Below are 24,878 nucleotides of genomic sequence, written 5' to 3'. Positions count from 1 at the left end.
TGCTGCCACCGAGTTAACTGTCGGGCGGCGAGGGTGAGGTGGGGGTGAGAGCGAGTCGCTCACCGGCCGAACGGCCGCCAGTACAACAACGCGACAGTGGCGAGAAACACGAGCGTCGAGAGGTCGTAGGAGAGCGCCGTCGCCGACGCCGCCAGCGCCGACCCGCTGCCGAGTATCCCGGTCGCCAGCGAGGCCAGAATGGGCCACGAGCAGGAGACGCAGGAGAGCAAGCCCAAAATACCGGAGACGGCCGCACCCGCCGCGTCGACGACCGTCGCGTAGACGAGATACGCGAGTGCGACGTAGCCGACCACGCGCGCGGGCATCAGAATCAGGTTGAGCGTTTCACCGCCGTAGATGAGTGCCGGACCCCATCCCGGTGGGAGCCAGCCGATACGGAAACCCGCACCACCGTGTGGCGACGCGAGCGTCACGAGGCCGCCAGCGACGGCGAGCGCAGCGAAGTAGCCGACGGCGACGAGCGCCGCACGGCGTTTCGTCCGGGTCGAAGCGGGGGCGATATCCGTCTTGGCCACGGCGAGAACGCCCGCGTTGACCCAGAGCAGCCCGTAGAGGGTGTATCGAGCAGGGACGAGCGTTCCGGGGGTCAACAGTCCGTAGGCGAGAAGCGCCGCGAGTTCGACGTTGAACAGGATGCCGGCGTAGAGAATCGTGTCCTGTGAGGGGCGAGGAAGCGAGCGGGTGATAGTGCTCATGGTTGGTCGAGGTTAGATAGCCAGCGCGTCGACGACGACGGCCAACAGCAGCGCGCCGAGGTAGGCGTTCGAGGCGTGGAACGACCGGAACGCCGCCGACTCGGACTGCTCGTAGTGAAGGCGGACGACCATCCAGAGGAAGATGCCGCCGAAGACGACGCCCGTGAGGACGTAGAGCCACCCGAGGCTGTCGGCCGCGGCGAGTGCCGCGGCGGCGACGAGGGTCGCGCCGAGGTACCAGAGGATGTGTTTTCGCGTCACCGTCTCGCCGCGGACGACGGGCATCATCGGGAAGCCGCCGCGCTCGTAGTCGTCTTTGTACGCCAGCGCGAGGTTGTAGAAGTGCGCGGGCGTCCACAGGAAGATGACACCGGCGAGCACCAAGCCGCCGAGACCGATACTGTCGGTGACCGCGGCCCAGCCGATGAGCGCCGGGAGCGCCCCCGCCGCGCCGCCGATGACGGTGTTTTGGACCGTGTTCGGCTTCAGGATGAGCGTGTAGACGACGCTGTAAAACAGGATGGCCGCGAGGCCCAGTGCCGCCGCCAACAGGTTCACCGACGCGAACAGCGCCAGCGAGACGACCGAGAGGAACAGCCCCCACGCGATGGCGTTTCGGACCGGCACGAGGTCGGTCACGAGCGGCCGGTCGTTCGTGCGGTTCATCCGGCGGTCGATGTCGCGTTCGAGTACGTGGTTGAACGTCCCCGACGCGCCGATGGAGAGCGCGCCGCCGCCGAGCGTCGCTGCGACGGTGACCGGGTTGAGGCCGTCAGAACCGGCCGCCAGCGCCATCGCCGCCGACGCCACCAGACAAAGCAGCCACATCAGCCGCGGCTTCATCAGTCGGAAGTACGCGTTCGCTGTCGCCTTCGCGCGGGCGACCGTCGATGTCGGTATCTCGGGGCGTCGGTCCTCGGCGGGCGGGAGGTCCCGCTCGGGCATCCGGTCGGGTCGGTCGTCGGGGTCGCCGGTCTCGATTTCGAGCGTCCACGCCAGCGCGGCGACGATGCCGCCGAAGATGGTCATGCCGACGACGAGATGGAGCGCCGACAGCGTGGCCGTCGTGCCACTCGTGGCGACGAACGCGCCGAGGGCTGCCTGTGCAGGGTACAAGAGAAGCGAGAGGCCGAGCGCCGCTTTGATGCGCGTCGACGTGTCTCGTCGCCACGCGAGAACGCCGGTGGCGAGCGCGAGCACGCCGACGACGAGGGCGACGGCCCGGTGGCCGAGAGCGACGTAGCCCATCGCCGACGACGGCAACGAGAGACCGTCGCCGCAGGCGGGCCACGCCGCACACGCCGTCACCGCGTCGCTGAGCGTCGTCGCCGCGCCGACGGCGAGGAGGAGATAGACGCCCATCGCGGTGGCGGCGAGGAGGGCCGGGAACCGGTCGGGTGTGTCTGTCGATTCCACGTTAAGTCACTGGCGGAAGTTAGGATGCCCGGTACTTAGGCACCGCGCTTTAGCGGGCTTCGACGCATGTCAGGTGGTCACTGAAAGCCGGTGGCAGGGGTTCGAACGTCGAACTCGGAAATCTGTCGTCGGACGGGCGTCGCGTCGGGCGAACGGGGAGTCAGCAGGTATTTACGTCGGCTTTCCTAACTCGCCAATAGCAATGAAGCGTACGCGCATCGCACTCGTCTCGCTGTTCTCCGCAGCGGCGCTGGCGCTCGTCGCCTTCCCCGCGGCGGCGCAGCCGTCGACGACTGCGGGGCTCATCAACGAGCTCAACGGGAAGCTGCTGTATCTGGGGATTCCGATTACGCTTCTGGTCGAAGTCATCCTCATCTACACAGTCATCAAGTTCCGCAACAACGACGACCCCAAGCCAACGAAGGAGAACCGTCGTCTCGAAATCACGTGGACCGTCGCTACGGCCATCATCCTGCTGTTCGTCGGCGTCGCCTCCTACGGCGTGCTCGCCAACCCCGACGTGACCTACGACGAGCAACCCGGCGTCGAACAACCCGGTGCCGGCGAGAGCGTCCTCGTCCACGCCGAAGCGTACCAGTGGGGCTGGGAGTTCACCTACCCCGAGGAGAACGTCACCATCGGCGCAAGCGAGCCGGTGAAGGTGCCGGTGGACCAGAACGTCTACTTCGAGGTCACCTCCAGAGACGTGATACACGCGTTCCACGTCCCCGAGATGGGCCTGAAGATGGACGCGTTCCCCGAGCAAAACCAGACCATCAAGACGGTGCCGACCGAGGAAGGTATGTACCAGGGCTACTGCGCGGAGTTCTGTGGTGTCGCCCACTCGCAGATGTACTTCCAGGTCGAAGTCGTCTCCCAAGAGGAGTACGACCAGTGGATTCAACAGCAGTCCTCCGAGGGTAGTTCCGGCGGCTCCGGTAACGACTCGGGCAACGCCTCGAACGCCTCCGTCGTCGGCGCGCCGGCCGAACTGATTGCGGCCGAGAACTGAATCGCCGCACACACTTCTCCCGTTATTTCCTCTTCGAACAGTATCGCTCTCACCGAAGACAGCGAGCAGTAGCGAACGACCGGAGTCGGTGTTCTCGTCTGGCGCTACAACGTTCGCAAACAGCGTCGCAGTGGTCGGCTTTTATTACTCGCGTCGGCGCAGTAGCGAACGAATGAGTTCCAGCGACCGACAGCGGAATCTCGAACGCATCGTCGACAGCGGCGTCGTCGCGGTTATGCGCGGCGCGGACGCCGACTCGCTCATCCAGACGGCCGAAGCGCTCGAACGCGGCGGCGTCTCCGCCATCGAAATCACCGCCGACAACCCCGGCGCGATGGAGATGATTCGGGACGTTTCGGGCGCTTTCGGTGACGAGGTCATCGTCGGCGCGGGCACCGTCCTCGACAGCGAGACGGCCCGAAGCACTCTCTTGGCGGGCGCGGAGTTCGTCGTCGGCCCGAACTTCGAACCGGAGGTCGTCGAGACGTGCAACCGCTACAACACCGTCGTCGCGCCGGGTATCATGACGCCCACCGAGGCGGTGCGGGCGATGGAAGCCGGGTCGGATTTCGTGAAAGTGTTCCCGGCGTCGACGCTCGGCCCGGGTCACCTGAGTAGCATGAAAGGTCCGCTCGGCCAGATTCCGATGATGCCCACCGGCGGCGTCGACGTGGACAACGCCGCCGACTTCATCGAGGCGGGCGCGATGGTCGTCGGCGCGGGGTCGGCGCTCGTCGACGGCGACGCCGTTGCGAACGAAGATTTCGACGCTATCACCGAGCAGGCGCAGCGCTTCAGCGACGTTATCGACGACGCGCGCGACTCGTAAAACTCCAAAAACTAGAACCGCGACCGGTTATCCGAGCGCCCACTCGACGCGGGTCGTTCGCTCGCCGTACACCTCGTCGCGTTCGGTGACGACGACGAGGCCGGGCATCCCGTCGTCGAACTCGAAGACGGCATCGTAGCCGTCGACGGTCAGATAGTCGGGGACTTTTTGCGGGTTCGAGTCGTTCGCCGACCAGTTCGCAGAAAACGAGTCGTTCTCGCCGTCGGTGTCTCCGGTGACGACGGTGTCGGTCGGGGTCTCGGTGCCATCACAGCCATCGAGGCTGTCGTCGCGTTCGGCGGCGACGGCGACATCCAGTCGTCCGGCGTCGGCGTCGTACGTCGCGGACGCGAGCGAGGCGCGGAGACAGCTATCGGAACCGACGACGAGCGCGCCGGTAACTCGGAGTCGGGTCTGCTGTGGTTCGAACGTCACCGACGGACGTTCGGCGGCGTGTTCGTCGTCTTCGGGACGGCGGCGCTCGAACTCGTGGTTCGACGTATCCTCGTCGTCCGATTGGAGGCCCAGTGCGCCGACTCCGAGCAGCGCTGCGGTTCCCGTCGCTGCACCGGCGATGACCCCACGGCGATTCATATCTTCTCTCACTCAACTGTACGTAAGTACTTTCTGCTTGAGAAGACAGTTTTGAAAAAGAACTTGTAACATCTGAGACAGTACGACTATACTGCCGCGGCGAGAGCGTCGGGTATGTCCGGAATCGTCTTCTTCGGAACGGAGAACCACGAGGCAGTCGTCGAATTCTACACCGAGACCGTCGGTGCCGAGGTGTGGCTCGAACAGGCCGACTGCACCGTGTTGAAGCACGGAAATCTGCTGTTCGGCTTCTGTGACCGCGACACGACCGACGACTGCGGTATCCTGACGTTCGTCTACGACTCCCGCGAGGAAGTCGACGCAATGGCCGACGCCGTCGGTGACGCCGCTCGCGAGGAGCCACACGAAAACGAGACGTACGACATCTACCAGTTCTTCGCCGACGACCCCGACGGACGAACCGCCGAGTTTCAGGCGTTTCTACACCCGGTCGACCTGTAATCAGAACCAGACCTCAGACCGAATCGGGACCGTTGCCTCTGTCGGGAGAACGCTCGTCAGCGACGTCTTCGTCCATGGGGTCGTCCGTAGAGTCAACGTCGGAGTCATCCGAGTGACGGCTGTCGTCGGTACACTCCGACCCGTTCGACGCTGCGGACTCCGGTGGCGTCGGCGACGGTTCTGACGAGTCCGACGAGTCCGACGACTCGGCGTCGGTCGCATCCGTGTCGGTCGCATCCGCGTCGCCACCGGCCACGTCGAGCGACCCGGCGCTCGGTCCGGACGCGTCGTCTCGTGCGGCCTCGCGTCGACGCGCTACGAGCGCTTCCTGCAATCGCGTTTCGAGCGTCGCGCGGAGTCGTTTCGCCTCGTCGCGGTCGATGTCGACGGCGGCCGCGTCGCGTGCGGCGAGCGACCGTGAACCCGCGGTGTCGACGGTGACGGTGGCGACGCGCCAGCGACGCTGGAAAATCGTCTGCGTGTCGATGACCGTCTGGATGCGATGGTACGGGACGACGCGCGTCTGCCGGGTCCAGAAGCCGTTTCGGGTCACGATGTGGCGGTCGTCCAGCCAGTAACCGCGGTGTTTCCACTTGTAGTGAGCGGCAATCGGGAGAAGCGGCAACACGATGGCGGGCGCGTACCACGGATAGCTCCCGCCGAGCGCGTAGTTCACGCTGTAGAGCGCCACGAGAATCACGCCGAGTGCGATGAGATATCGACCGACGTAGCGTCGGCGGATACGTTTCGGGGGGCGCTCGAAATCGAACTCGCCGAACGCGTCGATGTCGCGGGCGAGTCCCAGCACGCGGTCGACGCGCGCCAGCGGCACCGCGGCCTCGGAGCCGTAACTGCCGCCCTGTCCCGGCGCGTAGCCGGCCGTCTCGATAACGAGCGTCGCGTAGCCGAACCGTCGCTTCAGCGGGTTGTCCTCGACGGTGAGCGTCTGCACCTTCTCGAACGGAATCGAGCCGTCGTAGCGCTGGACGAGGCCGCGTTCGTATCGGAGTTCGTCGGTCGTCTGTGAGAGCCGAAAGCCGTAGTAGTTCAACACCGCAACGGTGATGCCGACGACCCACGAGAACAGCAGGACTGCGGCGGCCAGCAGCAGTCCCCCGACGGCGAGCACGGTGAGTCCCGACAGCGACGGAATCGCCGAGGAGAGAATCGGCACGGAACTGGAGGCGAGAAAGGCGACCAGACCCGGAACGCGGAGGTCGAACGAGAGCAAGCCGACGAGTGCCAGTTCGCGGTCCGAGAGCGCGAACAGCAGGTCGGTCTCGTCGGTCGCCGACTCGTCGTCGTCTGCGTCACCGCGCTTTCGCCGACCGATGTCGCGCTGGAGGCGTTTGGCCTCGGAGAAGCTGACGAAGCGAATCGCCGCCTCCGTCTCGCTGCCGCCCGCAGTCTCGAAGTCGACGGCGGCGATATCGAGAAATCGTTGCACGACGTTGCGGCGGATGTCGACGTTCTGAATCCGTGCGAGCGGAATCTCGCGGGTTCGGCGCGAGAACACCCCCGAGCGGATGTCGAACGTGTCGGCGGTGAGTTCGTACTCGTACCGTTGGTAGTAGGCGACTTCGTAGCCGACGAGTGCGACGCCAAGCGCGACGAGACCGCCGAGTGCGAGGAGAAGCCCGCTTGCACCGAACGCCTCCACTAGTCCCGTCGCCCCGGTAAACAGGAGGATGACGAGCGAGAACAGCAGGCTACCCGCTTTCTGGGCGACCCGGTACGGAACCGACAGCGGCGAGAGCTTCATACCGCGTCGTCACCCTCGGCGCGAATCGCCAGTCGCTTGATGCGCTCTTGGAGGTCGTCGGACCCCGACGCCGACAGGCCGGGGATGGTCACGTCGGCGCCGCGGGACCCGGCGGTGTAGACGACAGTCGTCGCCAAACCGGCGATGCGTTCGACGGGCGACCGAGAGGAGTCGACGTGTTGGATACGGACGAACGGAACCACAGTCCGAACGCGGGTGAACACGCCGCGTTCGAGATACAGCGAGTCGTCACGGACCTCGTAGCGCCAGTACCGGTATCGGAGCACCGCGACGGCGACGCCGAGCAGGCAGACGACGAGGAAACCGGCGACCGGTATCCAGAGGCCCTGTTCGAGCACGAAGAAATCGAGAACTCCGAGCAACAAACCAACGACGAGCGCGGAGCCAACCGCTCGAAGCGACCACAGCAGTCGCACACGGGGGTGCAGTCGCATCATCGTCGACACCTCTCGCTCGGTCGGTTGGTCGCCCCGAACGCCGCTCGGTCGGCCGTACCGTCTCGTCGTCGTCTCCCCGACACTGTCGTCGACCGGAACCCGCTCATCGCCGGTGGTTTCGACGGAGCGGGTATAAATCCCGGCACCCGGTTCCGTCGTGGCGAAAGGCAGAAACGTCAGACCGTTACGGTCAGCTGACGCTCGACGCGTCGGCAGGCGCGGGCGACCGTCTCTGCGAGCGTCGTCGCCGCCGTCAACACCGGATAGGTGTACGGACGGTCCTGATACAGAAACGTCGGCAGGTCCACGTCGGTGACGGCGAGTCGCTGTCGGTGGCTCTTGATTTCCGCTTGCCGGTCGACGTGGAGGTCGACCGCACGCCGTTCGAGTTCCGCAACCGACTCTCTGAGGTCGCGGAGTTCGTCGAACGAGCGGGCGGGCAACGGTCGGTCGTCGAGCGAACGGAGTCGAGCGGCGACGGTTTCGATGCTGTCGAGCGCAGCGGCGAGTGACTCCGCTTCGTCGTCGAGCAGTGAAACGAACGACTCGCGGTCCGACGCCGCTTCCCGCGCCGCCTCCGCGACGACCCCCTGCAGTTCCGGCGTCAGTCCGTCCGCCGAGACGAGCGCACCGCCGACGCTCGGGCCGAACTCCTCGACGATGCTTCGGCCGACGGTGTCGCCGTACTCGCTCTCGTAGTGGGGGACGGCCATCACCGTCTGGCGGTACGCGCCCAGTACCCGTTTCGTCGCGTTCGACCCGCCGTCTTCGACGCCGGCGCCTCTGACCGTCGCCGGAACGGTGTGACCGGCGCTCGCTGGTTGTATCTGCGTCAGTCGGGTGCCGAACGCACGGAACGCCTCGCGTTCGTCGACGGTCCGTCGGCGCTCCTTGCGAACGATATGTTGGGCGTCGTAGACCGTCTGCCCGACGGCGTCGAACGCCGGGGGCTGGTCGGTCATCGCTCGATATCCTCGGTGTACGTACCCAGTGGAGTCCGCCGAGAAATCCGTATCTCTCCGGTCTGTGTCGATAGCTCGATACGAACACCCCTGCCCGGAGAAAAAGCATCTTCGTCACTCGCTCGCTCTCGTCTCATTAGACGAATCCTCACCTCCGACCGGGATAAAAATATCGGCCACTGGTTACATTGAAATAATTACTGCTCTATAGACCGATATAGTCCCGTCTCCTAACTAGTCGCGGGACGGAACGGAGTTCGACTCACCACGGAGTTCGACTCAGCGCCGAACACGTCTGATACGCCCGGCAGTCACGTCCAACGTATCGGCGTAGTGGACGACCGGGTCACCCGGTGGTTGGTCGAAGTCGTTGGCCTCGAAGAGGCCGTTGTCCCGTATCGTCACGGAGGCCGATTGGAGTCGCCACGGGTCGTGGTCGATGTCGCCACGGTAGAGTTCTCTGCCGTCGGTGTAGAAGCGATAGTTCTCGACGAGAAACGCGTCGAGCGACCCCGGTTCGGCTACGAACTGCTCACCCGAGGGTCGGTACGTCGCGTCGAACCGCGCCGGCGGGTCCTCGGGGTCACGCCGTCTGCTGACGAATCGGACTGAACCGTCGTCCTCACGGGTCGCCCGCATCTCGGCGCGGTAGTACGGCAGTGCGAACAGTCGGCGAGCGACGGCGACGCTCGTGGTGTCGTCGGCGTCGAGATTGAAGAAGTAGACGCCGCGGCCCTCGGCGTCGATATCGTCGTCCGGGCGAACGTAGGTTCGGAGGTTCAGTTCGGGGAAGCTGAAACCCACGGGCGAGCCTCGCGGTTTGATGTCCTCCATGACGAAGGCGACGACGCTCAGCCACGCGTCGCCGTCGTACGTCGCCGCGTGCAGTCCATCGGGGAGGCGGGCGTCGACCAGTTCCGGGTCGGCCGGCCAGTGGGCGAACAACCCGTCTTGCCAGCGCATCGTGAGCAACTCGCGGCCGTCCATGTTCGAACCGCAGGACCGAGTGTACTTTCGACTATCGGCCGGCGGCCTCTCCCAACCGGTCCCACAGGGGGAGAGATAGGTCAAACACCTGTTTGTGCTTAAGCAAGGTTCTTTTAATCTTGCTTATATGTGTTCGCCATGCGTGTCAGTTCACGAACGATTGCGACGCTGGCAGTCGCGCTCCTGTTGGTGACGGCGGGGTGCGCGGCCAGCAGCGGGGGGAACGAAGACGGAGGATACCTCTCCGGGCAGAGTACGCAGGTATCGAGCGGTGGCGACGGCGGGGCCGCAACCGATGCGGCCGCCGAAGGCGAGACGGCGAACGTCGACGGTGACGCCCAGTTCGCCCAGCGTCGCGAGATAATTCGGACAGGAGAGATGCGAGTCGAAGTCGACGACGTCGAGACGGCCCGCGACAACCTCACTGCCGCCGTCGAGGCCCGCGGCGGCTACGTCAGCGACACCAGCGTCGAGAACCGCGGCGACGGCAACCAGACGTGGTCGAACGGTCGAATCGTTCTCCGGGTCCCACAGGAGAACTACAGCGCGTTGCTCGAAGATGCGAGAGAGGAGGGGACCGTCGAGTTCGAGCAGACGGGAACCCAAGACGTGACCGGACAGGTCGTCGACTTGGAGGCCCGACTGGAGAACCTCCGCGCCGAGCGTGACCGACTGCGCGAACTGTACCAACAGGCCAACGAAACCGAGGACGTACTCGCGGTCCAACGCGAACTCTCCGACGTGCAGTCCGAAATCGAGCGGATAGAAGCGCAACTTCAGACGCTCGAACAACGCGTCGCGTTCTCGACGCTCACCGTCCACCTCGAAGAACCGCGGCCCGAAGGGCTGTACGACCGCGCGTCGTGGTACGACACCGGCGTTCTCGCGGCGTTTCTCGAATCCGTCAGCGGCGTCGGCGTCACGCTCCGTGCGCTCGTCGTCGGGTTCGCGTACGCCGCCCCGTACCTGCTCGTCTTCGGCGTCCCACTCGTCGGCGCGGTGATTCTTTTGCGCCGTCGTTTCGGTGGGATTCGTAGTCTCCGTAACTGACCCGGCGTCTCTTGGCTTCTGTTCTTACGGCCTGGCTTCTGCCGGAAGCGCATGCAGTATCGCCTCCAACGTCGCGTCGTCGCCGGCGGCGACGTACGTTTCCTCGGATTCGACGAACTCGACGCCCGCTTCCGCCGCCAGCAGCGACCCCGCGTGCTGTTCGTATACGTCCGGATAGTAGGCGACGAGACCCTCGATTCGGCCGGTAGCGAGCAGTCCCCAGTCGACGCACGGCGACCACGTCTCCAACACGCGTTTGCAGACGCCGTCGAGCGAGTCGAGTATCTCCTCGCTTCGCTCGCGTCGCTCAGCGTCACGTAGCGCCGGCAGTCCCAACACGAACGAGACGGTCCCGTGTTCGAGCGGCAGGTCACTCTTCGAAGATTGGATTCGCTCGCCGTTGACGGTCACCCCGTGGTTTCGGCGGGCGAGATACAGCGTCTCCGGGAGCGGTTCGTAGATTGCGGAGGTAACGGGGACCCCGTCGTCCAAGACAGCGACGGCGGAGGCGAACATCGGCAGACCCGCGGCGAAGTTGTTCGTCCCGTCCAGCGGGTCGACGACCCACTCGTATCGGTTCGACCCCGAGCGTCCGCCTTCCTCGGCGTGGAGGGCGTGGCCGGGAAACGACTCTCGGATAACGGAGACGACGCGCTCTTCGGCGGCGCGGTCGGCGGCGGCTTTCACGTCGTCGGTCCCGTACTCGCCGTCGACGGTTCCGTCTCGGAACTCGTCGCGGAGGAACTCGCCACCGGCGCGCACCGCCTGCTCGGCTACCGCGGCTAACTCGTCGAGGCTGATATCGTCATCAGCATCAGCGTCGATATCGGCGTCAACATCGTCCATAGTCGCTGGTTCGAGGCCACCGCCATGAGCGGTTCGACTGCTGGTCGGATGCAGACGATACAGCGAGCGTCGGTCCGTCCACGCGGACCTCTCTCGCTACTCCTCTTGGGCTTGCTTCTTCGGGAGGTTCTTTCGCTCCGAGACGTAGTACAGCATCACCAGAAATCCCGCTGCGGGGACGACGACACCGTGGAGGTACATCTCGGGGTTCTTCAGGTCGAGTCGTTTCGCGTCGTAGTACATCAGCAACCCAAACGGATACTGGGCGACGAGTATCCCGTAGAAGACGAGGCGGACCAGTTCGGGCATCACTTGTCGTCCGTCGTGTTGACGCTTGAACGTATCCCTCGTCACCGACGCCGACCAGTCGGGTGCATCTGAGGGATAGCCAGTCGCCAATCTGTATAGATATCTGTATAGATATTTGGACAAATATCTGTACATATATTCAGATAGACACACAGCAGAGCCTGCAGAACCCCGTCTAACGACGCCCGAGACGCGAAGTGCCGGTTGCCCAACGTATTTGCTGCGGCCCCGGGGAGATACGGCCGATGAGTGAGCCCATTCCACTCGAATCCTTCTACGAGTTCACCCAGATTTCGACGGCGTTCGACGTCTCGCCGGACGGCGAGCGAGTCGCGTTCGTCACCGCCGAGTCCGACCAGAGCGAGGAGAAGCGACTCACGTCGCTGTTCGTCGCGCTGACCGACGGGAGTCGGGAACCGCATCGTCTGACTCGCATTCCCGGTGGGAGTCAGCCGAAGTGGGGTCCCGACGGCGAGAAACTCGCGTTCGTCGCCGCCCGTGAGGAAGACACCGAACGACGTGTCGGGTGGCAACAGCGAGACGGCGAGGAAGACGGAGACGACGAGGACGAGGAGAGCGAGGCAGGGAAATCAGGGGAAAACGGCGGCAACGACGGGCCAAAGTCGCAAGTTTGGCTGTTCGACCTCTCGCTCGGCGGCGACGCCCGGCAGGTGACCGAGTTCGACGAAGGCGTCCGGGAGTTCGACTGGTCGCCCGACGGTAGTCGGTTGGTCGTCGCCGCACGCGACCCCACAGAGGAAGAACAGGAGTACCTCGACGAGCGACGCGACGGCGGCCCAATCGAGACCGAACGCCTCCAGCACAAAGCCGACGGCGTCGGGTATCTGGACTCGGTGACGACGTACCTGTTCGTCGTCGACGTCGAATCGGGCGACTCGGAGCGACTCGACGACGCCTTCGGCGGTGGCGCGTTCGAACCGCTTTCGGGCATGAACCCCGCGTGGGGACCGACCGACGAAATCGCGTTCACCTCCTGTCGGACTGACCGGCCCGACGACACGATGGTCCGGGACGTGTACACCATCGACCCCGACGGCGCGAACCTCGAACAGTGGACCGACTCGGACCTCTCTATCAACTCGCCGACGTGGTCGCCCGACGGCGAATCCATCGCGTTCGTCGGCAGCGACCCCGAGAACTGGTACGTTCCCTCGCAGTTGTTCGTTCACGACGGCGACGAGTACGAGTCGCTCACTGCCGACTTCGACCGGACGCTCGGCCGCGGCGCGAGTCCGCAGTGGGCCGACGACGAGACGCTGTACGTCCTCGTCGGCGACGAAGGGAAGACGCGACCGGTTCGCGTCGGCGTCGACAGGACCGTCGACCGTGTCTTCGAGGCGCAGGGCGACGACAGAGCGGTGAAAGGGTTCGACGTCGGCGGCAACACGGCTGGAATGCTCCTCTCGCATCCGAGCGACGGACAGGACCTGTTCGCGGTCGACGTGGCTGACCTCGGCGCAGAAGTCGAAACCGAAGCCGAATCGCTCACTCGTCTCTCGGGAGTCAACCGCGAGTTCACCGAAGAGTACGAGATGCCGCAGGTCCGCCGGGTGACGTACGACTCGGATGGGTGGGAAGTCGAGGGAGTCGTCTACGCCCCGCCCGGGTTCGACTTCGAGAGTCCAGAGGAACACCCCTTGGTCGTCGCCATCCACGGCGGTCCCATCTCCTACGACGAACCGGAGTTCCGCTTCGCTCACTCGGCGTTCACCTCCCGCGGCTACGTCGTCTTCCGGCCGAACTACCGCGGCGGCTCGTCCTACGGACGGCAGTTCGCCGAGACGCTCCGCGGGCGCTGGGGTACCGTCGAAGTCGAGGACATCGCCGCCGGCATCGAGGAGATGGTCGACCGCGGCTACGCCGACCCCGACCGCGTGTTCGGCCACGGCTTCTCCTACGGCGGCATCGCACAGGGCTTCCTCGTCACGCAAACGGACCTCTTGACGGCTGCTGCACCCGAACACGGTCTCTACGACCTTCGTTCCGCGTACGGTACCGACGACAGCCACATCTGGACCGAAACCGAGTACGGCGTCCCGTGGGAGGCCGGCGAGGAGTTGGACGCGTCCTCCAGCATCCTCGACATCGGCAACCTCTCGACGCCGCTTCTGGTGATGGCGGGCGAGGAGGACTGGCGCTGCCCGCCGTCGCAGTCCGAGCAACTGTACGTCAGCGCGAAGAAGCAGGGCGTCGACGCGAAGTTCGTCCTCTACCCGGGCGAACACCACAACGTCGGCGACCCCGACCGCGCCATCCACCGACTGGAGCAGATTCTGGAGTGGTACGAGCGTCACGACCCGGCGACGGAGTAGCACCCGATATACGCGACGAAAACGGGCGTATCCGGAAGTATTCGGGGGTATCCGGGGGTATCTGGACGTATCCGGACGTATCCGGACGTATCCGGTGATTCGACGCACCGGTTACAGTAGTACGACGAACACCGGATAGGAGGCGAGAACTGCGAGTGACGGCGTCAACAGCCACATCGTCACGATGCGCTTGGCTGCCGAGGGGTCGAACAGACTCCGCTCGTCGAGTTCTGCGGGTCCCTCCTCGCCGATATCCGGGACGGGAGGAAGTCCCTCGGGCATCTCCCCGGGGTCCTCGTGGCGCGCGATATCGCCGATAGTCGGACTGGTGGGTGCGTCTTCGGCACGTGAGGTGGCGAGTGCGCCTGTCGATATCTCCAAATCAGGATGCTCGACGGTCGGCGTCGCAAACTCCACCAGCGTCGCCGCCCGACTCGCGCGGCCCCACCCCAGTCCGATGATGGTCGAGGTGGTACTCACCGCGAGGCTGGCGGGAATCCCGTAGTAAGAGAGAATCGTGATGACCGTGCCCCCGACGACGGAGACGATGAGCGACGCGAGAATCGGGAGCTCCGTGATATCGTCGCCGACCGTCTCCAATGTGCGGCGAGCGATGGTAAAACTCCCCAATCCGAACGCGAACACCGCAAGCAGGACGCCTTGGTCGACGGTGAGCGCACCGCCCTCGCCGACGAGGGGAGCGACGGCGTTCGCCGCGTTCGACGCGCCCGCCGAGAACGCCATGTAGCAGGCGATGACGACGACCGAGAGCGACCCGACGATATCCTTCGGTGACGCGTTCGGATTGACGTACGGGCGAGGAATCGTCCCCGACCGGTCGAGTTGGATGAAGTGAAGCTCGAACTTCGTGAACGCGACGTAGCGGTCGAGATACGGGTAGATGTAGCGCCCGACCACGACCCCGATAGCGAAGCTCAAAAGCGGCGCGACAATCCACGCGGAGACGATGGTGAACATGAGCGCCTCGTTGAGGGTGTTCGACGCGAGACCCAGACCGACAATCGAGCCGACGGCCGTCATCGACGTCGAAGCCGGTACGCCGTAGAGATTCGAGATGAGCAACGACGCGCCGGTGAAAAACAGGACCGCGACGCTCGCGGCGGGGGTGAACTGCGTCGCCGGGACGATGCTGCTGCTCATCGTGGCGATGACGTTTCGGCCGACGGTCCACGCGCCGAGAAAGCCGAAGGCGACGAACAACGCCGCTGCGGTCGCTTTTCGAACGAGACGCGAACCGACTGCCGGACCGAACGCGACACCCGTCGACGACCCGCCGATGTTGAAGCCGACGAAGATGGCGACGACGATGCCGGCGACTGTCAGAAGTGAGACCATCGTGTTGTGTCTGTGGCGGTACGCGTCGCTCCGTTATAATCACCCGAAATCCGAGTCGGACGGCGACTTCCGAGAGACCGGTGAGCCTCACCCTGCAGTCGTGTGAACACAGCCAGCAGCGGAGTCAGAGCGAACACCCTCACGATATCGTTATCTTCTCAGCGAGAGAATCAGAGTCGGTCATGATTTCCGATTCCCTCAACTACCTCCGCGAGAGCGACGACGCCGTCTCGACGGTACTCGTCGGTGGTATCCTCCTCCTGCTGGGGTTCCTCATACTCCCCCTGTTCACCGTCGCAGGCTACCTCGTCCGCGTACTCCGCGGTACCGCCGACGGTGACGAGCGAGCGCCGGCGTTCGGCGACTGGGTCGAGATGACCGTCGACGGGCTGTTCGCTGCTGTCGTCGGCTTCGTCTACTTCGTCCTCCCGTCGCTGGTCGTCGGCCTCGTCGGCTTTCTGGTCCTCGGGACGGTGTTCGTCGTCGTCCCCGGCGAACCCTCCCCGACCCCGACGCTGAGTCCGCTCGTCGGCTTCGTCATCACCCTCGTCACCGTCGTCGGGTCGCTCGCCATCTGGGCGGCCGGCCTGTACGTCGGCCCCGCGGCCGTCACGAACTACGCGACGACCGGCCGCCTCGGCGCGGCGTTCGCGGGACGCACGCTCTGGCAGGCCGTCACGACCCGAACGTACGCGACAGCGTGGCTCTCGGCGGTGGCCATCCTGTTCGCTTCCGGCATCCTCGGCGGACTGCTGGCGGCGACGTTCGTCGGGGGACTGCTGACGACGTTCGTCACGTTCTACGCGCTCGTCGCCGCGGCGTACCTCTTCGGTCGCTCGTGGCGAACTATCCGGACGGCGACGCCCCGCAACCCGGTGACTGGCGAGTATCCGGCCGCATAATCGACCGTTCACTCAGCGTCGACAGCACGTCCCCGCCGTCGACGACGCATCATCCACTGCCGACAACGCGGCGAATCCGCGCAAGCGGCGACTCGTTCGGACAACAGATTCGTTTTCTCGATAGGATGCTAAACATCGAGTATGTACGTTCCGGAGGACGCACCGTCGGTCTGCCCGGTTTGCGACACCGCGTACGATTCCGTGTCGGAACACGACGCCGGACTCTTGGTCAATCTGCTCGACAACACACAGTACCGCCGTGTCTGCTTCGAACCGATACTGCGCGACGGCGAGGCGCTCGTCCAGTTTTTTCACCACACGCACGAACAGGTCGGGGAATAGCGAGCAAGGGACACGAACCGAAGCCGAGAGACGATTCGACAGGTCGCCGACCACATCGTTTTGGCGACTCCCTCGAACTATGAGCTATGTCGCGGCTCGAAAACCCGCTCGAAATCGGCGGCCTCACCCTCTCGAACCGACTGTATCGAGCGCCGCTTCTGGAATGCGCGGGAAACGGTGACGACGCCGTCGAGACGCTCGTGTCGGACCTCGAACCGGCCGCCGCGGCGGGTGCGGGACTCGTCTGTCAGGGCGCGACCATCGTCCGCGGCGAAGGTGGCTGCGCCGCGCCGGGGATGACCCGCGTTCACGACCCCGAGTTCGTGGCCGAACTTTCGACACTGACCGACGCGATTCACGCCCACGGAAGCCGCATCGCCATCCAACTCGAACACGGCGGCCTGCGAAGCATGGAGACGTGGCACGCGGGCTATCGCCAAGCGAATCCCAATCTGCAGCAACTCGCGGTGTCGCGTCCGCCGTGGCCGCTCCGATTGCTGGACAGACTCGGATTTCTCAGCTACGACGCGCACGTCATGACTACCGAAGAAGTGTACGAGTTGGCCGCCGACTTCGGCCGGTCGGCCGCCTACGCCGTCGACGCCGGTTACGACGCGATTCACCTCGCCGGCGCGAACATGGGTATCGTCCAGCAGTTTCTCTCACCCTTCTACAACTGTCGTGTCGACGAGTTCAGAGACGGCGTGCGCTTCTTGGAACTCGTCCACGACGAGATTCGCAAGCGGGCGGGCGATGTGCCTCTCATGACGAAAGTGCCCGCAGAGACGGAGGCCCCGCCGTTCGTCCGTAGCCGACTCTCTGCGGTTGACGCCGTCCGAATCTGCGAGCGACTCGCGGGCATCGGCTACGACGCGCTCGTTCCGGTGAACGCTTCGGTGTTCTGGGATATGAGCATCGTTCGCGGCGAGTTCCCGACGCGCGCGTGGCGCGACGAGAGATACAGAGAGGGGTACGCCGAGGCGTTCGGCGGGCGGGGCCGGGCAGCGCTCGTCGCCTTCGGTAACTGGGTTGAGTCGCTCGCGTACGACTTCGACCCGGCGTGGAATGCCGGCCTCTGTCGAGCGGTCCGAAAGCGAGTAGACGTTCCGATACTCGCCGAAGGCGGGATTCGGGAGCGGGGGGAGATGGAGAGGCTACTCGGCCGCGACTGCGACATGGTTGGGATGGCGCGACCGTTCTACGCGGAACCCGAGTTGCCGGCGCGGTTGCTCGGCGACACGGCGGGAGACACTCGCGTCGTCTGCGAGAACTGCAACAACTGCGCAGTACCGCAGGCGACGGGCGAACCGGGAGTCTGCCGGACGCCCGAGGTGCTAAAGCGGGCGGGCGAGTTGCGAAAACAAGGCGCGTACGAGCGACACGGTCACTCGGAGGCGGAGTGAAAAAAAAGCGGTCGGCGGATTTTCCCAACTTTTCAGCCGAGGACGTAGTCGAGTCGCGGGTACTTCTCGATGAGCGGCTCGCCGCCGACTTCGTACTGTTCGATGTAGCGGTCCAGTCCGAGGATACGACCCGCACCGAACGCCGCGACGGCGAGGAACACGAGCATGTAGGCGAAGTCGCCGTTGATGACGCCGTGTTCGATGCTCCAGTTCCCGAAGTAGAACATGAGCATCATGAACGCGCCGAAGAACGCCGCGAGGCGGGTCATCACCCCGAAGATGAGTCCGAGGCCGATGAGGAGTTCACCCCACGGGACGGCGACGTTGACGAAGTCGACGAACCACGGCGTTGTACCCATCCACGCGAACATCCCCGCCAGCGGGTTGCCGTTCGTCGCCGCCACGTTCGTCAGGTAGCCGCCGGCGTCGAACGGCGCGACGAGTTTCTCGACGCCCGCCCACGTGAACGCGACGCCCATCATGAGACGGAGCGCGAGGACGAACCACGCACTGAGTGGGTGTGCGTCCGCGGTAATCGTGTAGCCGCCGATGCTGCTCTGGAACGTGTTTTGGGTCGTCTGAGTCATTATTCTCACCTTACAGTTGAACCATCGCACGGAGATTCCATATAAGCAGTCTCTGATTCCCACTGTCTGGGAATCGTGTAGAATGGTGACTCGAAGCACGGTTTCGTAACCGAATCCGGACAGGGACGAGACGCGCGTGAAGTTCGGTCGCTTCGGCCGACTCCGAGACTCCGAACGCCTACAATCGCGCGCGCACCGACGAGAGGTGAGGCATCGAGACGCCGACGACGTTCGAGAGCGCGTCCGCGCCGCCCAGCAACCACTCGGCACGTTCGATGCGGGATTCGAGGTCACCGGGACCGATACGATAGGCGTCGACGATGTCGCGGGCGGGCACGTCTTCGACCCAGTCGTGGAGGATTCTGGCTGTTTTCACCGCCTCCAGCCATCGCTCGAAGCTCTCGGTTTCGCCCATTTTCGTCGTGAACTCGGCGGCGTGTTTCGTCGCGTACTGGTACATCGCCGCCCGTTCGCGGTTGCCGAGGTACGTCCCGTGCATGTCGGGCGTGTCGCAGACGATTTCTAAGGCAGTGAGTTCCGTCGTCGTCTCCATCTCGGCGGCGGTTCGGAGTCCGGAGACGATTCGCGTGCCGGTCTCCGGCGAGAGATACTGCCGCGACACCTGCGCGCCGAGTTCCGTCGCCGACAGCGTCTCCTCGTCCGCAATCATCTCCATCGACACGAGGTCCGAGATGACCGCGTCGACGACGCCCGAGAGGTCCATATCCGGCGTTTGGTGGGCGTAAAACGTCGCGCCGAGCAGTTCGAGGATGCTCTCACGGGAGTCGGCGAACTCGCTTGCGACGACCGAGAGCACGTGCGTCCGCAGCGCCTCGCGGTCGGCGAGTTTCGACTCCACCGCTTCGGGTTCGGCGTCGACGTACCGCGTCTGCAACTCGTCGCGGGTGTTCTCGTCGCCGACGAGCACGGCTTCACCGTACGGGTCGAGATGAGGTCGACCCGCCCGGCCACACATCTGGTGGACTTCGAGCACGGGCAGCCACGCCATCTCGGAGCCTGTGTACCGTTTCTGGTCGCGGATGACCACGCGCCGGGCGGGGACGTTCACGCCGGCGGCGAGCGTCGGTGTCGCGCAGATAACCGATATCTCGCGCCTGCGAAAGCCGTTTTCGACGGCGACGCGGTGGTCGCTCCGCAGGCCCGCGTGGTGGAACGCGACGCCCGAATCGAGCGCGTCGGCGAGTCGCTCGCCCGTCTCCGTCGCGCCCGCGTCGAGCACCTCGTCGGCGACGTCGGATGCAGAACCGAGTCCGTCCTGGGCGAGTCGGCGCGCGAGCGACTCGGCTTCGCGGCGCGAGCGGACGAACGCCAGCGCCTGTCCGCCGGCGGCGACGGCGTCGGCGACCAAGGCCGCGGTCGCCTCGGTGTCGGCGTCGGCGCTCGGCGGCAGTTCTCCACTGTCGCAGTCGACGGTGAGGTCGGTGCCGTCGTCGAATCTCACCTCCTCTTCACAGTACACACCGGTTCTGAGGTCTATGGGTCGCCACCGGTTCCGGACGAGTTCGGCCCCAAGCCAGTCGGCGATATCCTCGGGGTTGTCCACCGTCGCCGAGAGCGCGACGATTTGGAGACCCGGCGCGCGCCGCTGCAGCGTCGCCAGCGTCACTTCGAGCGTCGGGCCGCGGCCCTCCGCACCCAAGAGGTGAACCTCGTCGACGACGACGCTGGCGAGTTGTTCGACCCACGACGCGCCGTTTCTGATGGCCGAATCGACTTTCTCGCTGGTGGCGACAACCACATCATAATCGGCGAGTTCCTCGCCCGGCGAGTCGAAGTCGCCCGTCGAAATCCCGGCTTCGATTCCCGGGAGTTCGGCGAACGCCTCGTACTTCTCGCGGGCCAGCGCCCGCAGTGGGACGACGTAGAGGCCGGGACCGTCGGCCGTGAGCATCGCCAGTTCGGCGATGAACGTCTTTCCCGATGCCGTCGGAATCGCGGCGACGACGCCGCCGCCGTCGCAGACACCGGCCTCCACCGCGGCCGCCTGCGGCGGGTAGAGTTCGTCGATACCCTGCGCCTCGTAGTGGGCGACCAACTCGTCGGACAGCGGCAGGTCCCGGACACGCATTGTCACTCTCTGACTTCGGCTTCGGGTAAAAAGGTACGCCGCGGAGTGGGAGTATTACAGGGCCGACTTTCCGGACACAGCGTTCGTGTCAACATAGGGGAAACATCTATATTCGCTGGCTTTGTCGTCGGAGCAATGCCCGTCACACACCTCCCGCTGCGCCGCTCCGCGTCGGTCGGTGCAGTCGTGTACGCGGTCGGCTACGCGGTGACTGTCGCCGCGACCGCCGGACGAACCGGTGCCGTCGCCGCTATCGAAATCGCTGGTGAAACGGCGGACGCCGCTCCACTCGGCGAGATTTTGGGTTCCGACCCGGCGTCGTGGATTGCTTCTGGATGGCTGTTTTACAACGCCCATCTCGTGCCGACGAGCGTCCCCATCGCCGACGCCGTGAACGGCCTCGGCGGGTTGACGAATCAGTCACTGTTGGCGACGCTCGGCGGTCCGCTGTACGCGCTGTATCTGCTGCCACCACTGTTGCTCGTCGCGGCGGGATACGCCGTCGTCCGTACTGCGGAGACGCCCGGTTCGAACGGCGCGCGAAACGCCGGTGCGAGCGTCGTCGCCGGCTATTTCCCGCTGTTACTCTTGGGGGCGTTTGTCTTCACCGCAGGCGCAGCAGAGGCCCAGACGGTTGCGTCACCCGCCGGACTTTCGTCGGTGTTCCTCGGTCTCGCCTACCCGCTGGTGTTCGGCGGAATCGGTGGGATGGTCGCTGACAAGCGAACGAGTGCATCGAGTCCGGCTGGAGAAGTCGCCGACGCGTAGCTCGGCCGGTTGCTGGTCTGGTTCTGCAAAAAGGACTGAAATCGAAAGACGGGCGCGCTTCTACAGCATTCCGCCGTCGTCCAACCGTTCGACGGCTTCCTGTAGTCGCTCTTTGCTCGCCGCGTAGGAGATACGAGCGTAACCGGGTGCGCCGAAGGCGCTTCCCGGAACGGTGGCGACGTGTGCCTCCTGAATCGCCTCCTCGCACCACTGCTGGTCGTCGTCAGCGACGGGAATCATCATGTAGAACGCGCCGTCGGGAGTGGAAACGTCGACGCCGCGTTCGTCGAACATCTCGACGAGCATGTCGCGGCGCTCCTCGAACGCGTCGACCATCTCTTCGACCGCCGAGTCGGTGTTCGTTATGGCTTCGACGCCTGCGTGCTGGACGAAGTTCACGGCGCAGGACACCGAGTGGCTGTGAAGCTTTCCTGCCTCGGAGATGAGTGCCTCCGGTGCGTGGAGGTAGCCGAGACGCCACCCGGTCATCGAGTACGCCTTCGAGAAACCGTTGATGGTGATGGTGCGGTCTTCCATCCCCTCGAACGTGGCGAGACTCGTGTGTTCGACGCCGTAGGTTATCTGCTCGTAAATCTCGTCGGAGATGACCGCGAAGTCGTGGTCGACCGCGAGGTCGCGGACGCCTTCGAGCGCCGCGTCGGAGTACACCGCCCCAGTCGGGTTGCTCGGGGAGTTGACGACCAAGAGTTCGGTGTCGTCGGAGACAGTGTCTGCGAGTTCGTCGAGCGCCGGTTCGAGTTGGAACTCGTGCGGCGAGAGGTCGACGCGCGAGAGGTCGCCGCCGGCGAGTTTGACCATCGCCTCGTAGGAGACCCACGCCGGGTCCAAGAGGACGACTTCGTCGCCGTCGTCGACGACGGTTTGTATCGTCTCGAACAGCGCCTGCTTGCCGCCGGGCGTGACGATAATCTCCCCTGCTTCGGCGTCGATGCCGTCGCCGCGGAGTTTCTCGGCGATGGCCTCGCGGAGTTCGGTGATGCCGTTCGAGGACGTGTAGCCGGTGTGACCGGCGTCCATCGCCGCTTGGCCGGCGCGAATCACGTTCTCGGGCGTCGGGAAGTCGGGTTCGCCGACCGAGAGGTCGACGACGTCGACGCCGTCGGCTTCGAGTTCGCCCGCGAGGTTGCTGATGGCGAGCGTCGCGCTCGGTTCGACACGGCCAACACGGTCAGAGAAATCGAATTCGTAGCTCATGGAAGTTCCTCCAGTAGGTCGAGTGCGGCGTCGACGGCGTCGGCTCCTTTGCCGACGCGTTCGCGTGCTTCCGCACCGCTCATTCCCGGACCGCTGACGCCGAAGGTGACGGGGACGTCGCGGTCGAGACTCACCTGCGTGAGTCCTTGCGCCGTCGCGTCGGCGATGACCCGGTCGTGGTCGGTGTCGCCGGTGACGATGGCACCGACGACGGCGACGGCGTCGATGTCGTCACGACGAGCGAGGCGGTCCGCCGCCAGCGGGGCGTCGTACACGCCCGGCACGTGAACCGTCTCGGCGACCGTCGCGCCGCGGGAGTCGGCCGCTTCGCGGGCGCTCGCCTCCATCTCCTCGGTAACTGACGAGTTGAACCTCGCCGCCACCAGTCCGAGTGTGACCATACTGGGGAGGAAGATAGGCCGGCCCAAAGACCTACCGTTAGCCGCCGAGATTGCGGTGGTCGCGCGGTTCGACGGACGACCGGGAGCTGACGATGGGCACAGGAGGTGTGATGGACCTGACGGCGAACACAAGAGTTGTTATCCCCCGTGTGCGAGAAGCGAGGTATGACCAGCGACGACGGAGTCGGTGCAACGGCACCGACGAACGCCGTCAACCGCTCGAACGCGGAGACGGCGACGCCGGGACGACTCCTGACCGGCGCACGAACCCTCTACGCAGTCCTCGCCGTCACCGCCCTCGCCCTCCTCGTCCGCGTCGTCGGCCTCGGCGCTCGAATCATGCACTGGGACGAAGGCCGAGTCGGCTACTGGATACTGCGCTACCACGAGAACGGCGAGTTCTTCTACCGTCCAATCATCCACGGCCCCTTTCTGCCCGTCGTCAACGACTGGGTGTTTACGTTCATCGGCATCTCGGATTTCTCCGCGCGCCTCGTCGTCGCCCTCGTCGGCGGCCTCTTCCCGCTGGCGGCGTGGCTGTTCCGCGAGCATCTCGAAGACACCGAAGTCGTCGGTCTCGCACTCGTCTTCGCGGCCAATCCCCTCCTCGTCTACTACTCGCGGTTCATGCGAAACGACGTGCTCGTCGCCGCGTTTTCGGTGTTCGCACTCGGCTTCGTCGTCCGTGCCGTCGACACCGGCAAACTGCGATATCTCTACTTCGCAGCCGTCTCGATGGGGCTCGCGTTCACGACGAAAGGGAACGCGATTCTCTACATCGCGTGCTATCTCGGGGCGACGGTGCTGGTGTTCGACCACCGACTCGTCGGTCTCGCCGCCCGCGGCGACTCCGTCGGTGAGTACCTGCGGTCGCGCCCGGCGTGGGCCAAGCGGAGACTGACGAATCGGTGGAACACCTTCGAGTACGGCGCCGGCGTTCTCGTCGTCAACGTCGTCGGCGCACTCGTCGTGTTCCTCGCCGTCGTGGCGTTCTTCTACGCGCCGCGGCCTGAACTCTGGCAGGCGCTCGGAAACCCGGCGGCACTGGCCGGCGTGCTCGACGAGGCGACGATAGGCGCCGCCGAGTCGTTCTACGACAGTTGGGGGTCGGGCGACCACCAGGACCACCCGTATCTGCCGTACTTCTACGGCCTCTCGGAGACGCTCGTCTACGGAGCAGGCGTCACCATCGTCTTCGCCGTCGTCGGCCTCGCCGTCGATGGCTACGGCAATCGCGGCGCACAGGTGGGCAGTGTCGGCAATGGTGCCAACGGTGCCAACGGCGGCGACGGCGGCCGCCGAGGGCGTCGATGGCTGGTCGCGTTCGGCCTCTACTGGGGCGTCGCCAGCCTCGTCGGCTACCCCATCGCCACCGACATCGAAGCGCCGTGGGCGGCCATCCACGTCGTCGTTCCGCTGGCGTTCCCCGCGAGCGTCGGTATCGCCTACCTCTACCGGGAGACACGGGCGTCCATCGTCACTCGTGACACCGTAAGTGTCGGCCTCGCGGCTATCGTCGTCGTCGCGGCACTGTCGGGTGTGGTCGGCGCGAACGCCGCTTACATCGACAGCGCCAGCGAAGAGGACAAGGAGGTGCTGCAGTGGGCGCAACCCGAAAACGAGTTGAAGCAGACGATGCTCACCATCGAGCGCATCGCCGAGACGAACGAAGGCGTCGACGTACTGTTCTACGGGAGTTACCACCCAGCGACCGACGACGAGTTGTTGTACGTCGAAAACGAGTCGAGCGTCGACCGGATGCCGCCGGGCGGCCCCTCGTGGCACAGTCGCCTCCCCCTCCCGTGGTATCTCGAACGCGCCGACGCGAACGTGACGAGCACCGCGCCGAGTGAGAATCGAACGGAGTTACAGAATCCACCGCCGGTCGTCGTCGCCTACGAGTGGGAGGCCGAGGAGGTCCGGAGTCAACTCCCCGGCTACACCGAACACCGACATCTGTTCCGCCTCTGGAGCGACGAAGTCGTCATCTACATCGACGAGTCGGCGATACCCGAGGAGTGAGCGGGTCGCCCTGAACTGAGACGGCCGCCATCTCTCCTACGCCCGATTTATCCACGT

Annotated in this window: 24 protein-coding genes; 10 read left to right on the top strand and 14 right to left on the bottom strand. The window is 65.1% G+C overall.

Going from position 1 to position 24,878, the window contains the following annotated elements:
• Nucleotides 1-59: 59 nt before the first annotated feature.
• Entirely contained in the window at nt 60-716 is a 657-nt protein-coding gene (locus AUR64_RS08200) for a DUF7546 family protein (protein ID WP_058581437.1), read from the bottom strand.
• A 12-nt stretch (nt 717-728) separates the two neighbouring features.
• On the bottom strand, nt 729-2,078 hold the full coding sequence (locus AUR64_RS08195) for a heme o synthase (protein WP_155120569.1): 1,350 nt from the start codon (nt 2,076-2,078) through the stop codon (nt 729-731).
• A gap of 256 nt (nt 2,079-2,334) precedes the next feature.
• On the opposite strand from AUR64_RS08195, the gene coxB reads away from it, so the two are divergent.
• Both coxB and AUR64_RS08185 read left to right on the top strand, forming a co-directional pair.
• Complete coding sequence (coxB, locus tag AUR64_RS08190; protein WP_058581435.1) at nt 2,335-3,144, top strand: cytochrome c oxidase subunit II; 810 nt, start codon at nt 2,335-2,337, stop codon at nt 3,142-3,144.
• Nucleotides 3,145-3,316: 172 nt separating this feature from the next.
• Nucleotides 3,317-3,973: a bifunctional 4-hydroxy-2-oxoglutarate aldolase/2-dehydro-3-deoxy-phosphogluconate aldolase gene (locus tag AUR64_RS08185; protein ID WP_058581434.1), complete on the top strand. Its 657-nt coding sequence runs from the start codon at nt 3,317-3,319 to the stop codon at nt 3,971-3,973.
• 27 nt (nt 3,974-4,000) lie between these two features.
• Here the strand turns inward: AUR64_RS08185 and AUR64_RS08180 are convergent, their stop codons facing one another.
• Nucleotides 4,001-4,567 carry a hypothetical protein gene (locus AUR64_RS08180; RefSeq protein WP_058581433.1) on the bottom strand — a complete coding sequence of 189 codons (567 nt, stop codon included), beginning with the start codon at nt 4,565-4,567 and terminating at the stop codon, nt 4,001-4,003.
• A gap of 114 nt (nt 4,568-4,681) precedes the next feature.
• On the opposite strand from AUR64_RS08180, the gene AUR64_RS08175 reads away from it, so the two are divergent.
• Nucleotides 4,682-5,029 (top strand): hypothetical protein, encoded by a 348-nt coding sequence (locus AUR64_RS08175; RefSeq protein WP_058581432.1) that lies wholly within the window; start codon nt 4,682-4,684, stop codon nt 5,027-5,029.
• Nucleotides 5,030-5,042: 13 nt separating this feature from the next.
• On the opposite strand, the gene AUR64_RS08170 is transcribed toward AUR64_RS08175, so the two are convergent.
• The 4 genes from AUR64_RS08170 to AUR64_RS08155 all read right to left on the bottom strand — a co-directional run bounded on the left by AUR64_RS08170 (nt 5,043) and on the right by AUR64_RS08155 (nt 9,198).
• A complete protein-coding gene (locus AUR64_RS08170; protein WP_071391233.1) occupies nt 5,043-6,791 on the bottom strand; it encodes a PH domain-containing protein in 1,749 nt (582 codons plus the stop codon).
• A complete protein-coding gene (locus AUR64_RS08165; protein ID WP_058581859.1) occupies nt 6,788-7,249 on the bottom strand; it encodes a PH domain-containing protein in 462 nt (153 codons plus the stop codon). The genes AUR64_RS08170 and AUR64_RS08165 overlap by 4 nt, the downstream gene beginning before the upstream one ends.
• 176 nt (nt 7,250-7,425) lie before the next feature.
• Nucleotides 7,426-8,211 carry a DUF7260 family protein gene (locus tag AUR64_RS08160; protein WP_058581431.1) on the bottom strand — a complete coding sequence of 262 codons (786 nt, stop codon included), beginning with the start codon at nt 8,209-8,211 and terminating at the stop codon, nt 7,426-7,428.
• 279 nt (nt 8,212-8,490) lie between these two features.
• On the bottom strand, nt 8,491-9,198 hold the full coding sequence (locus tag AUR64_RS08155) for a YqjF family protein (protein ID WP_058581430.1): 708 nt from the start codon (nt 9,196-9,198) through the stop codon (nt 8,491-8,493).
• 138 nt (nt 9,199-9,336) lie between these two features.
• On the opposite strand from AUR64_RS08155, the gene AUR64_RS08150 reads away from it, so the two are divergent.
• The gene (locus AUR64_RS08150; RefSeq protein ID WP_058581429.1) at nt 9,337-10,248 is read left to right on the top strand and encodes a DUF4349 domain-containing protein; all 912 of its coding nucleotides are present in this window, start codon (nt 9,337-9,339) and stop codon (nt 10,246-10,248) included.
• Between the two features lie 24 nt (nt 10,249-10,272).
• Here AUR64_RS08150 and AUR64_RS08145 read toward each other — a convergent pair whose 3' ends face one another.
• Both AUR64_RS08145 and AUR64_RS08140 read right to left on the bottom strand, forming a co-directional pair.
• Complete coding sequence (locus AUR64_RS08145; protein ID WP_058581428.1) at nt 10,273-11,094, bottom strand: inositol monophosphatase family protein; 822 nt, start codon at nt 11,092-11,094, stop codon at nt 10,273-10,275.
• Between the two features lie 96 nt (nt 11,095-11,190).
• A complete protein-coding gene (locus AUR64_RS08140; protein WP_058581427.1) occupies nt 11,191-11,403 on the bottom strand; it encodes a hypothetical protein in 213 nt (70 codons plus the stop codon).
• A 245-nt stretch (nt 11,404-11,648) separates the two neighbouring features.
• Here AUR64_RS08140 and AUR64_RS08135 point away from each other — a divergent pair, with 245 nt between their 5' ends.
• On the top strand, nt 11,649-13,736 hold the full coding sequence (locus AUR64_RS08135) for a S9 family peptidase (protein ID WP_058581426.1): 2,088 nt from the start codon (nt 11,649-11,651) through the stop codon (nt 13,734-13,736).
• A 111-nt stretch (nt 13,737-13,847) separates the two neighbouring features.
• Here AUR64_RS08135 and AUR64_RS08130 read toward each other — a convergent pair whose 3' ends face one another.
• On the bottom strand, nt 13,848-15,092 hold the full coding sequence (locus AUR64_RS08130) for an inorganic phosphate transporter (protein ID WP_058581425.1): 1,245 nt from the start codon (nt 15,090-15,092) through the stop codon (nt 13,848-13,850).
• Nucleotides 15,093-15,274: 182 nt separating this feature from the next.
• On the opposite strand from AUR64_RS08130, the gene AUR64_RS08125 reads away from it, so the two are divergent.
• From AUR64_RS08125 to AUR64_RS08115, 3 genes are all read left to right on the top strand, one after another.
• A complete protein-coding gene (locus AUR64_RS08125; RefSeq protein ID WP_058581424.1) occupies nt 15,275-15,994 on the top strand; it encodes a DUF4013 domain-containing protein in 720 nt (239 codons plus the stop codon).
• A gap of 141 nt (nt 15,995-16,135) precedes the next feature.
• Nucleotides 16,136-16,336, top strand: a complete 201-nt coding sequence (locus AUR64_RS08120) for a hypothetical protein (RefSeq protein ID WP_058581423.1) — start codon at nt 16,136-16,138, stop codon at nt 16,334-16,336.
• Between the two features lie 86 nt (nt 16,337-16,422).
• On the top strand, nt 16,423-17,739 hold the full coding sequence (locus AUR64_RS08115; RefSeq protein WP_058581422.1) for an oxidoreductase: 1,317 nt from the start codon (nt 16,423-16,425) through the stop codon (nt 17,737-17,739).
• A gap of 32 nt (nt 17,740-17,771) precedes the next feature.
• On the opposite strand, the gene AUR64_RS08110 is transcribed toward AUR64_RS08115, so the two are convergent.
• Nucleotides 17,772-18,326 carry a DoxX family protein gene (locus tag AUR64_RS08110; RefSeq protein WP_058581421.1) on the bottom strand — a complete coding sequence of 185 codons (555 nt, stop codon included), beginning with the start codon at nt 18,324-18,326 and terminating at the stop codon, nt 17,772-17,774.
• 178 nt (nt 18,327-18,504) lie between these two features.
• Nucleotides 18,505-20,415 (bottom strand): DEAD/DEAH box helicase, encoded by a 1,911-nt coding sequence (locus AUR64_RS08105; protein ID WP_058581420.1) that lies wholly within the window; start codon nt 20,413-20,415, stop codon nt 18,505-18,507.
• 135 nt (nt 20,416-20,550) lie between these two features.
• Between AUR64_RS08105 and AUR64_RS08100 the strand changes: the two genes are divergently transcribed.
• On the top strand, nt 20,551-21,183 hold the full coding sequence (locus tag AUR64_RS08100; RefSeq protein ID WP_058581419.1) for a hypothetical protein: 633 nt from the start codon (nt 20,551-20,553) through the stop codon (nt 21,181-21,183).
• A gap of 60 nt (nt 21,184-21,243) precedes the next feature.
• On the opposite strand, the gene AUR64_RS08095 is transcribed toward AUR64_RS08100, so the two are convergent.
• Nucleotides 21,244-22,398, bottom strand: coding sequence for a pyridoxal phosphate-dependent aminotransferase (locus AUR64_RS08095; RefSeq protein ID WP_058581418.1), 1,155 nt, complete (start codon nt 22,396-22,398; stop codon nt 21,244-21,246).
• Nucleotides 22,395-22,799 carry a 6,7-dimethyl-8-ribityllumazine synthase gene (ribH, locus tag AUR64_RS08090; protein WP_058581417.1) on the bottom strand — a complete coding sequence of 135 codons (405 nt, stop codon included), beginning with the start codon at nt 22,797-22,799 and terminating at the stop codon, nt 22,395-22,397. The genes AUR64_RS08095 and ribH overlap by 4 nt, the downstream gene beginning before the upstream one ends.
• Nucleotides 22,800-22,964: 165 nt before the next feature.
• Here ribH and AUR64_RS08085 point away from each other — a divergent pair, with 165 nt between their 5' ends.
• Nucleotides 22,965-24,821, top strand: coding sequence for a flippase activity-associated protein Agl23 (locus AUR64_RS08085; RefSeq protein WP_058581416.1), 1,857 nt, complete (start codon nt 22,965-22,967; stop codon nt 24,819-24,821).
• Nucleotides 24,822-24,878 lie beyond the last annotated feature (57 nt).

This window comes from Haloprofundus marisrubri (genome assembly GCF_001469955.1).
Lineage (GTDB): Archaea > Halobacteriota > Halobacteria > Halobacteriales > Haloferacaceae > Haloprofundus > Haloprofundus marisrubri.
This window is presented reverse-complemented; position numbering and strand designations above follow the sequence as displayed.

Bases quoted from the DNA above. Each gene is read 5' to 3' on its own strand.
- AUR64_RS08115 (WP_058581422.1), top strand. From the start codon at position 16,423: ATGTCGCGGCTCGAAAACCCGCTCGAAATCGGCGGCCTCACCCTCTCG.
- AUR64_RS08145 (WP_058581428.1), bottom strand. From the start codon at position 11,094: ATGGACGATGTTGACGCCGATATCGACGCTGATGCTGATGACGATATC.
- AUR64_RS08185 (WP_058581434.1), top strand. From the start codon at position 3,317: ATGAGTTCCAGCGACCGACAGCGGAATCTCGAACGCATCGTCGACAGC.
- AUR64_RS08135 (WP_058581426.1), top strand. From the start codon at position 11,649: ATGAGTGAGCCCATTCCACTCGAATCCTTCTACGAGTTCACCCAGATT.
- AUR64_RS08165 (WP_058581859.1), bottom strand. From the start codon at position 7,249: ATGATGCGACTGCACCCCCGTGTGCGACTGCTGTGGTCGCTTCGAGCG.
- AUR64_RS08195 (WP_155120569.1), bottom strand. From the start codon at position 2,078: ATGGGCGTCTATCTCCTCCTCGCCGTCGGCGCGGCGACGACGCTCAGC.
- AUR64_RS08200 (WP_058581437.1), bottom strand. From the start codon at position 716: ATGAGCACTATCACCCGCTCGCTTCCTCGCCCCTCACAGGACACGATT.
- AUR64_RS08130 (WP_058581425.1), bottom strand. From the start codon at position 15,092: ATGGTCTCACTTCTGACAGTCGCCGGCATCGTCGTCGCCATCTTCGTC.
- AUR64_RS08100 (WP_058581419.1), top strand. From the start codon at position 20,551: ATGCCCGTCACACACCTCCCGCTGCGCCGCTCCGCGTCGGTCGGTGCA.
- AUR64_RS08110 (WP_058581421.1), bottom strand. From the start codon at position 18,326: ATGACTCAGACGACCCAAAACACGTTCCAGAGCAGCATCGGCGGCTAC.
- AUR64_RS08160 (WP_058581431.1), bottom strand. From the start codon at position 8,211: ATGACCGACCAGCCCCCGGCGTTCGACGCCGTCGGGCAGACGGTCTAC.
- AUR64_RS08150 (WP_058581429.1), top strand. From the start codon at position 9,337: ATGCGTGTCAGTTCACGAACGATTGCGACGCTGGCAGTCGCGCTCCTG.
- AUR64_RS08170 (WP_071391233.1), bottom strand. From the start codon at position 6,791: ATGAAGCTCTCGCCGCTGTCGGTTCCGTACCGGGTCGCCCAGAAAGCG.
- AUR64_RS08125 (WP_058581424.1), top strand. From the start codon at position 15,275: ATGATTTCCGATTCCCTCAACTACCTCCGCGAGAGCGACGACGCCGTC.
- AUR64_RS08095 (WP_058581418.1), bottom strand. From the start codon at position 22,398: ATGAGCTACGAATTCGATTTCTCTGACCGTGTTGGCCGTGTCGAACCG.
- ribH (WP_058581417.1), bottom strand. From the start codon at position 22,799: ATGGTCACACTCGGACTGGTGGCGGCGAGGTTCAACTCGTCAGTTACC.
- AUR64_RS08105 (WP_058581420.1), bottom strand. From the start codon at position 20,415: ATGCGTGTCCGGGACCTGCCGCTGTCCGACGAGTTGGTCGCCCACTAC.
- AUR64_RS08085 (WP_058581416.1), top strand. From the start codon at position 22,965: ATGACCAGCGACGACGGAGTCGGTGCAACGGCACCGACGAACGCCGTC.
- AUR64_RS08175 (WP_058581432.1), top strand. From the start codon at position 4,682: ATGTCCGGAATCGTCTTCTTCGGAACGGAGAACCACGAGGCAGTCGTC.
- AUR64_RS08140 (WP_058581427.1), bottom strand. From the start codon at position 11,403: ATGCCCGAACTGGTCCGCCTCGTCTTCTACGGGATACTCGTCGCCCAG.
- coxB (WP_058581435.1), top strand. From the start codon at position 2,335: ATGAAGCGTACGCGCATCGCACTCGTCTCGCTGTTCTCCGCAGCGGCG.
- AUR64_RS08120 (WP_058581423.1), top strand. From the start codon at position 16,136: ATGTACGTTCCGGAGGACGCACCGTCGGTCTGCCCGGTTTGCGACACC.
- AUR64_RS08155 (WP_058581430.1), bottom strand. From the start codon at position 9,198: ATGGACGGCCGCGAGTTGCTCACGATGCGCTGGCAAGACGGGTTGTTC.
- AUR64_RS08180 (WP_058581433.1), bottom strand. From the start codon at position 4,567: ATGAATCGCCGTGGGGTCATCGCCGGTGCAGCGACGGGAACCGCAGCG.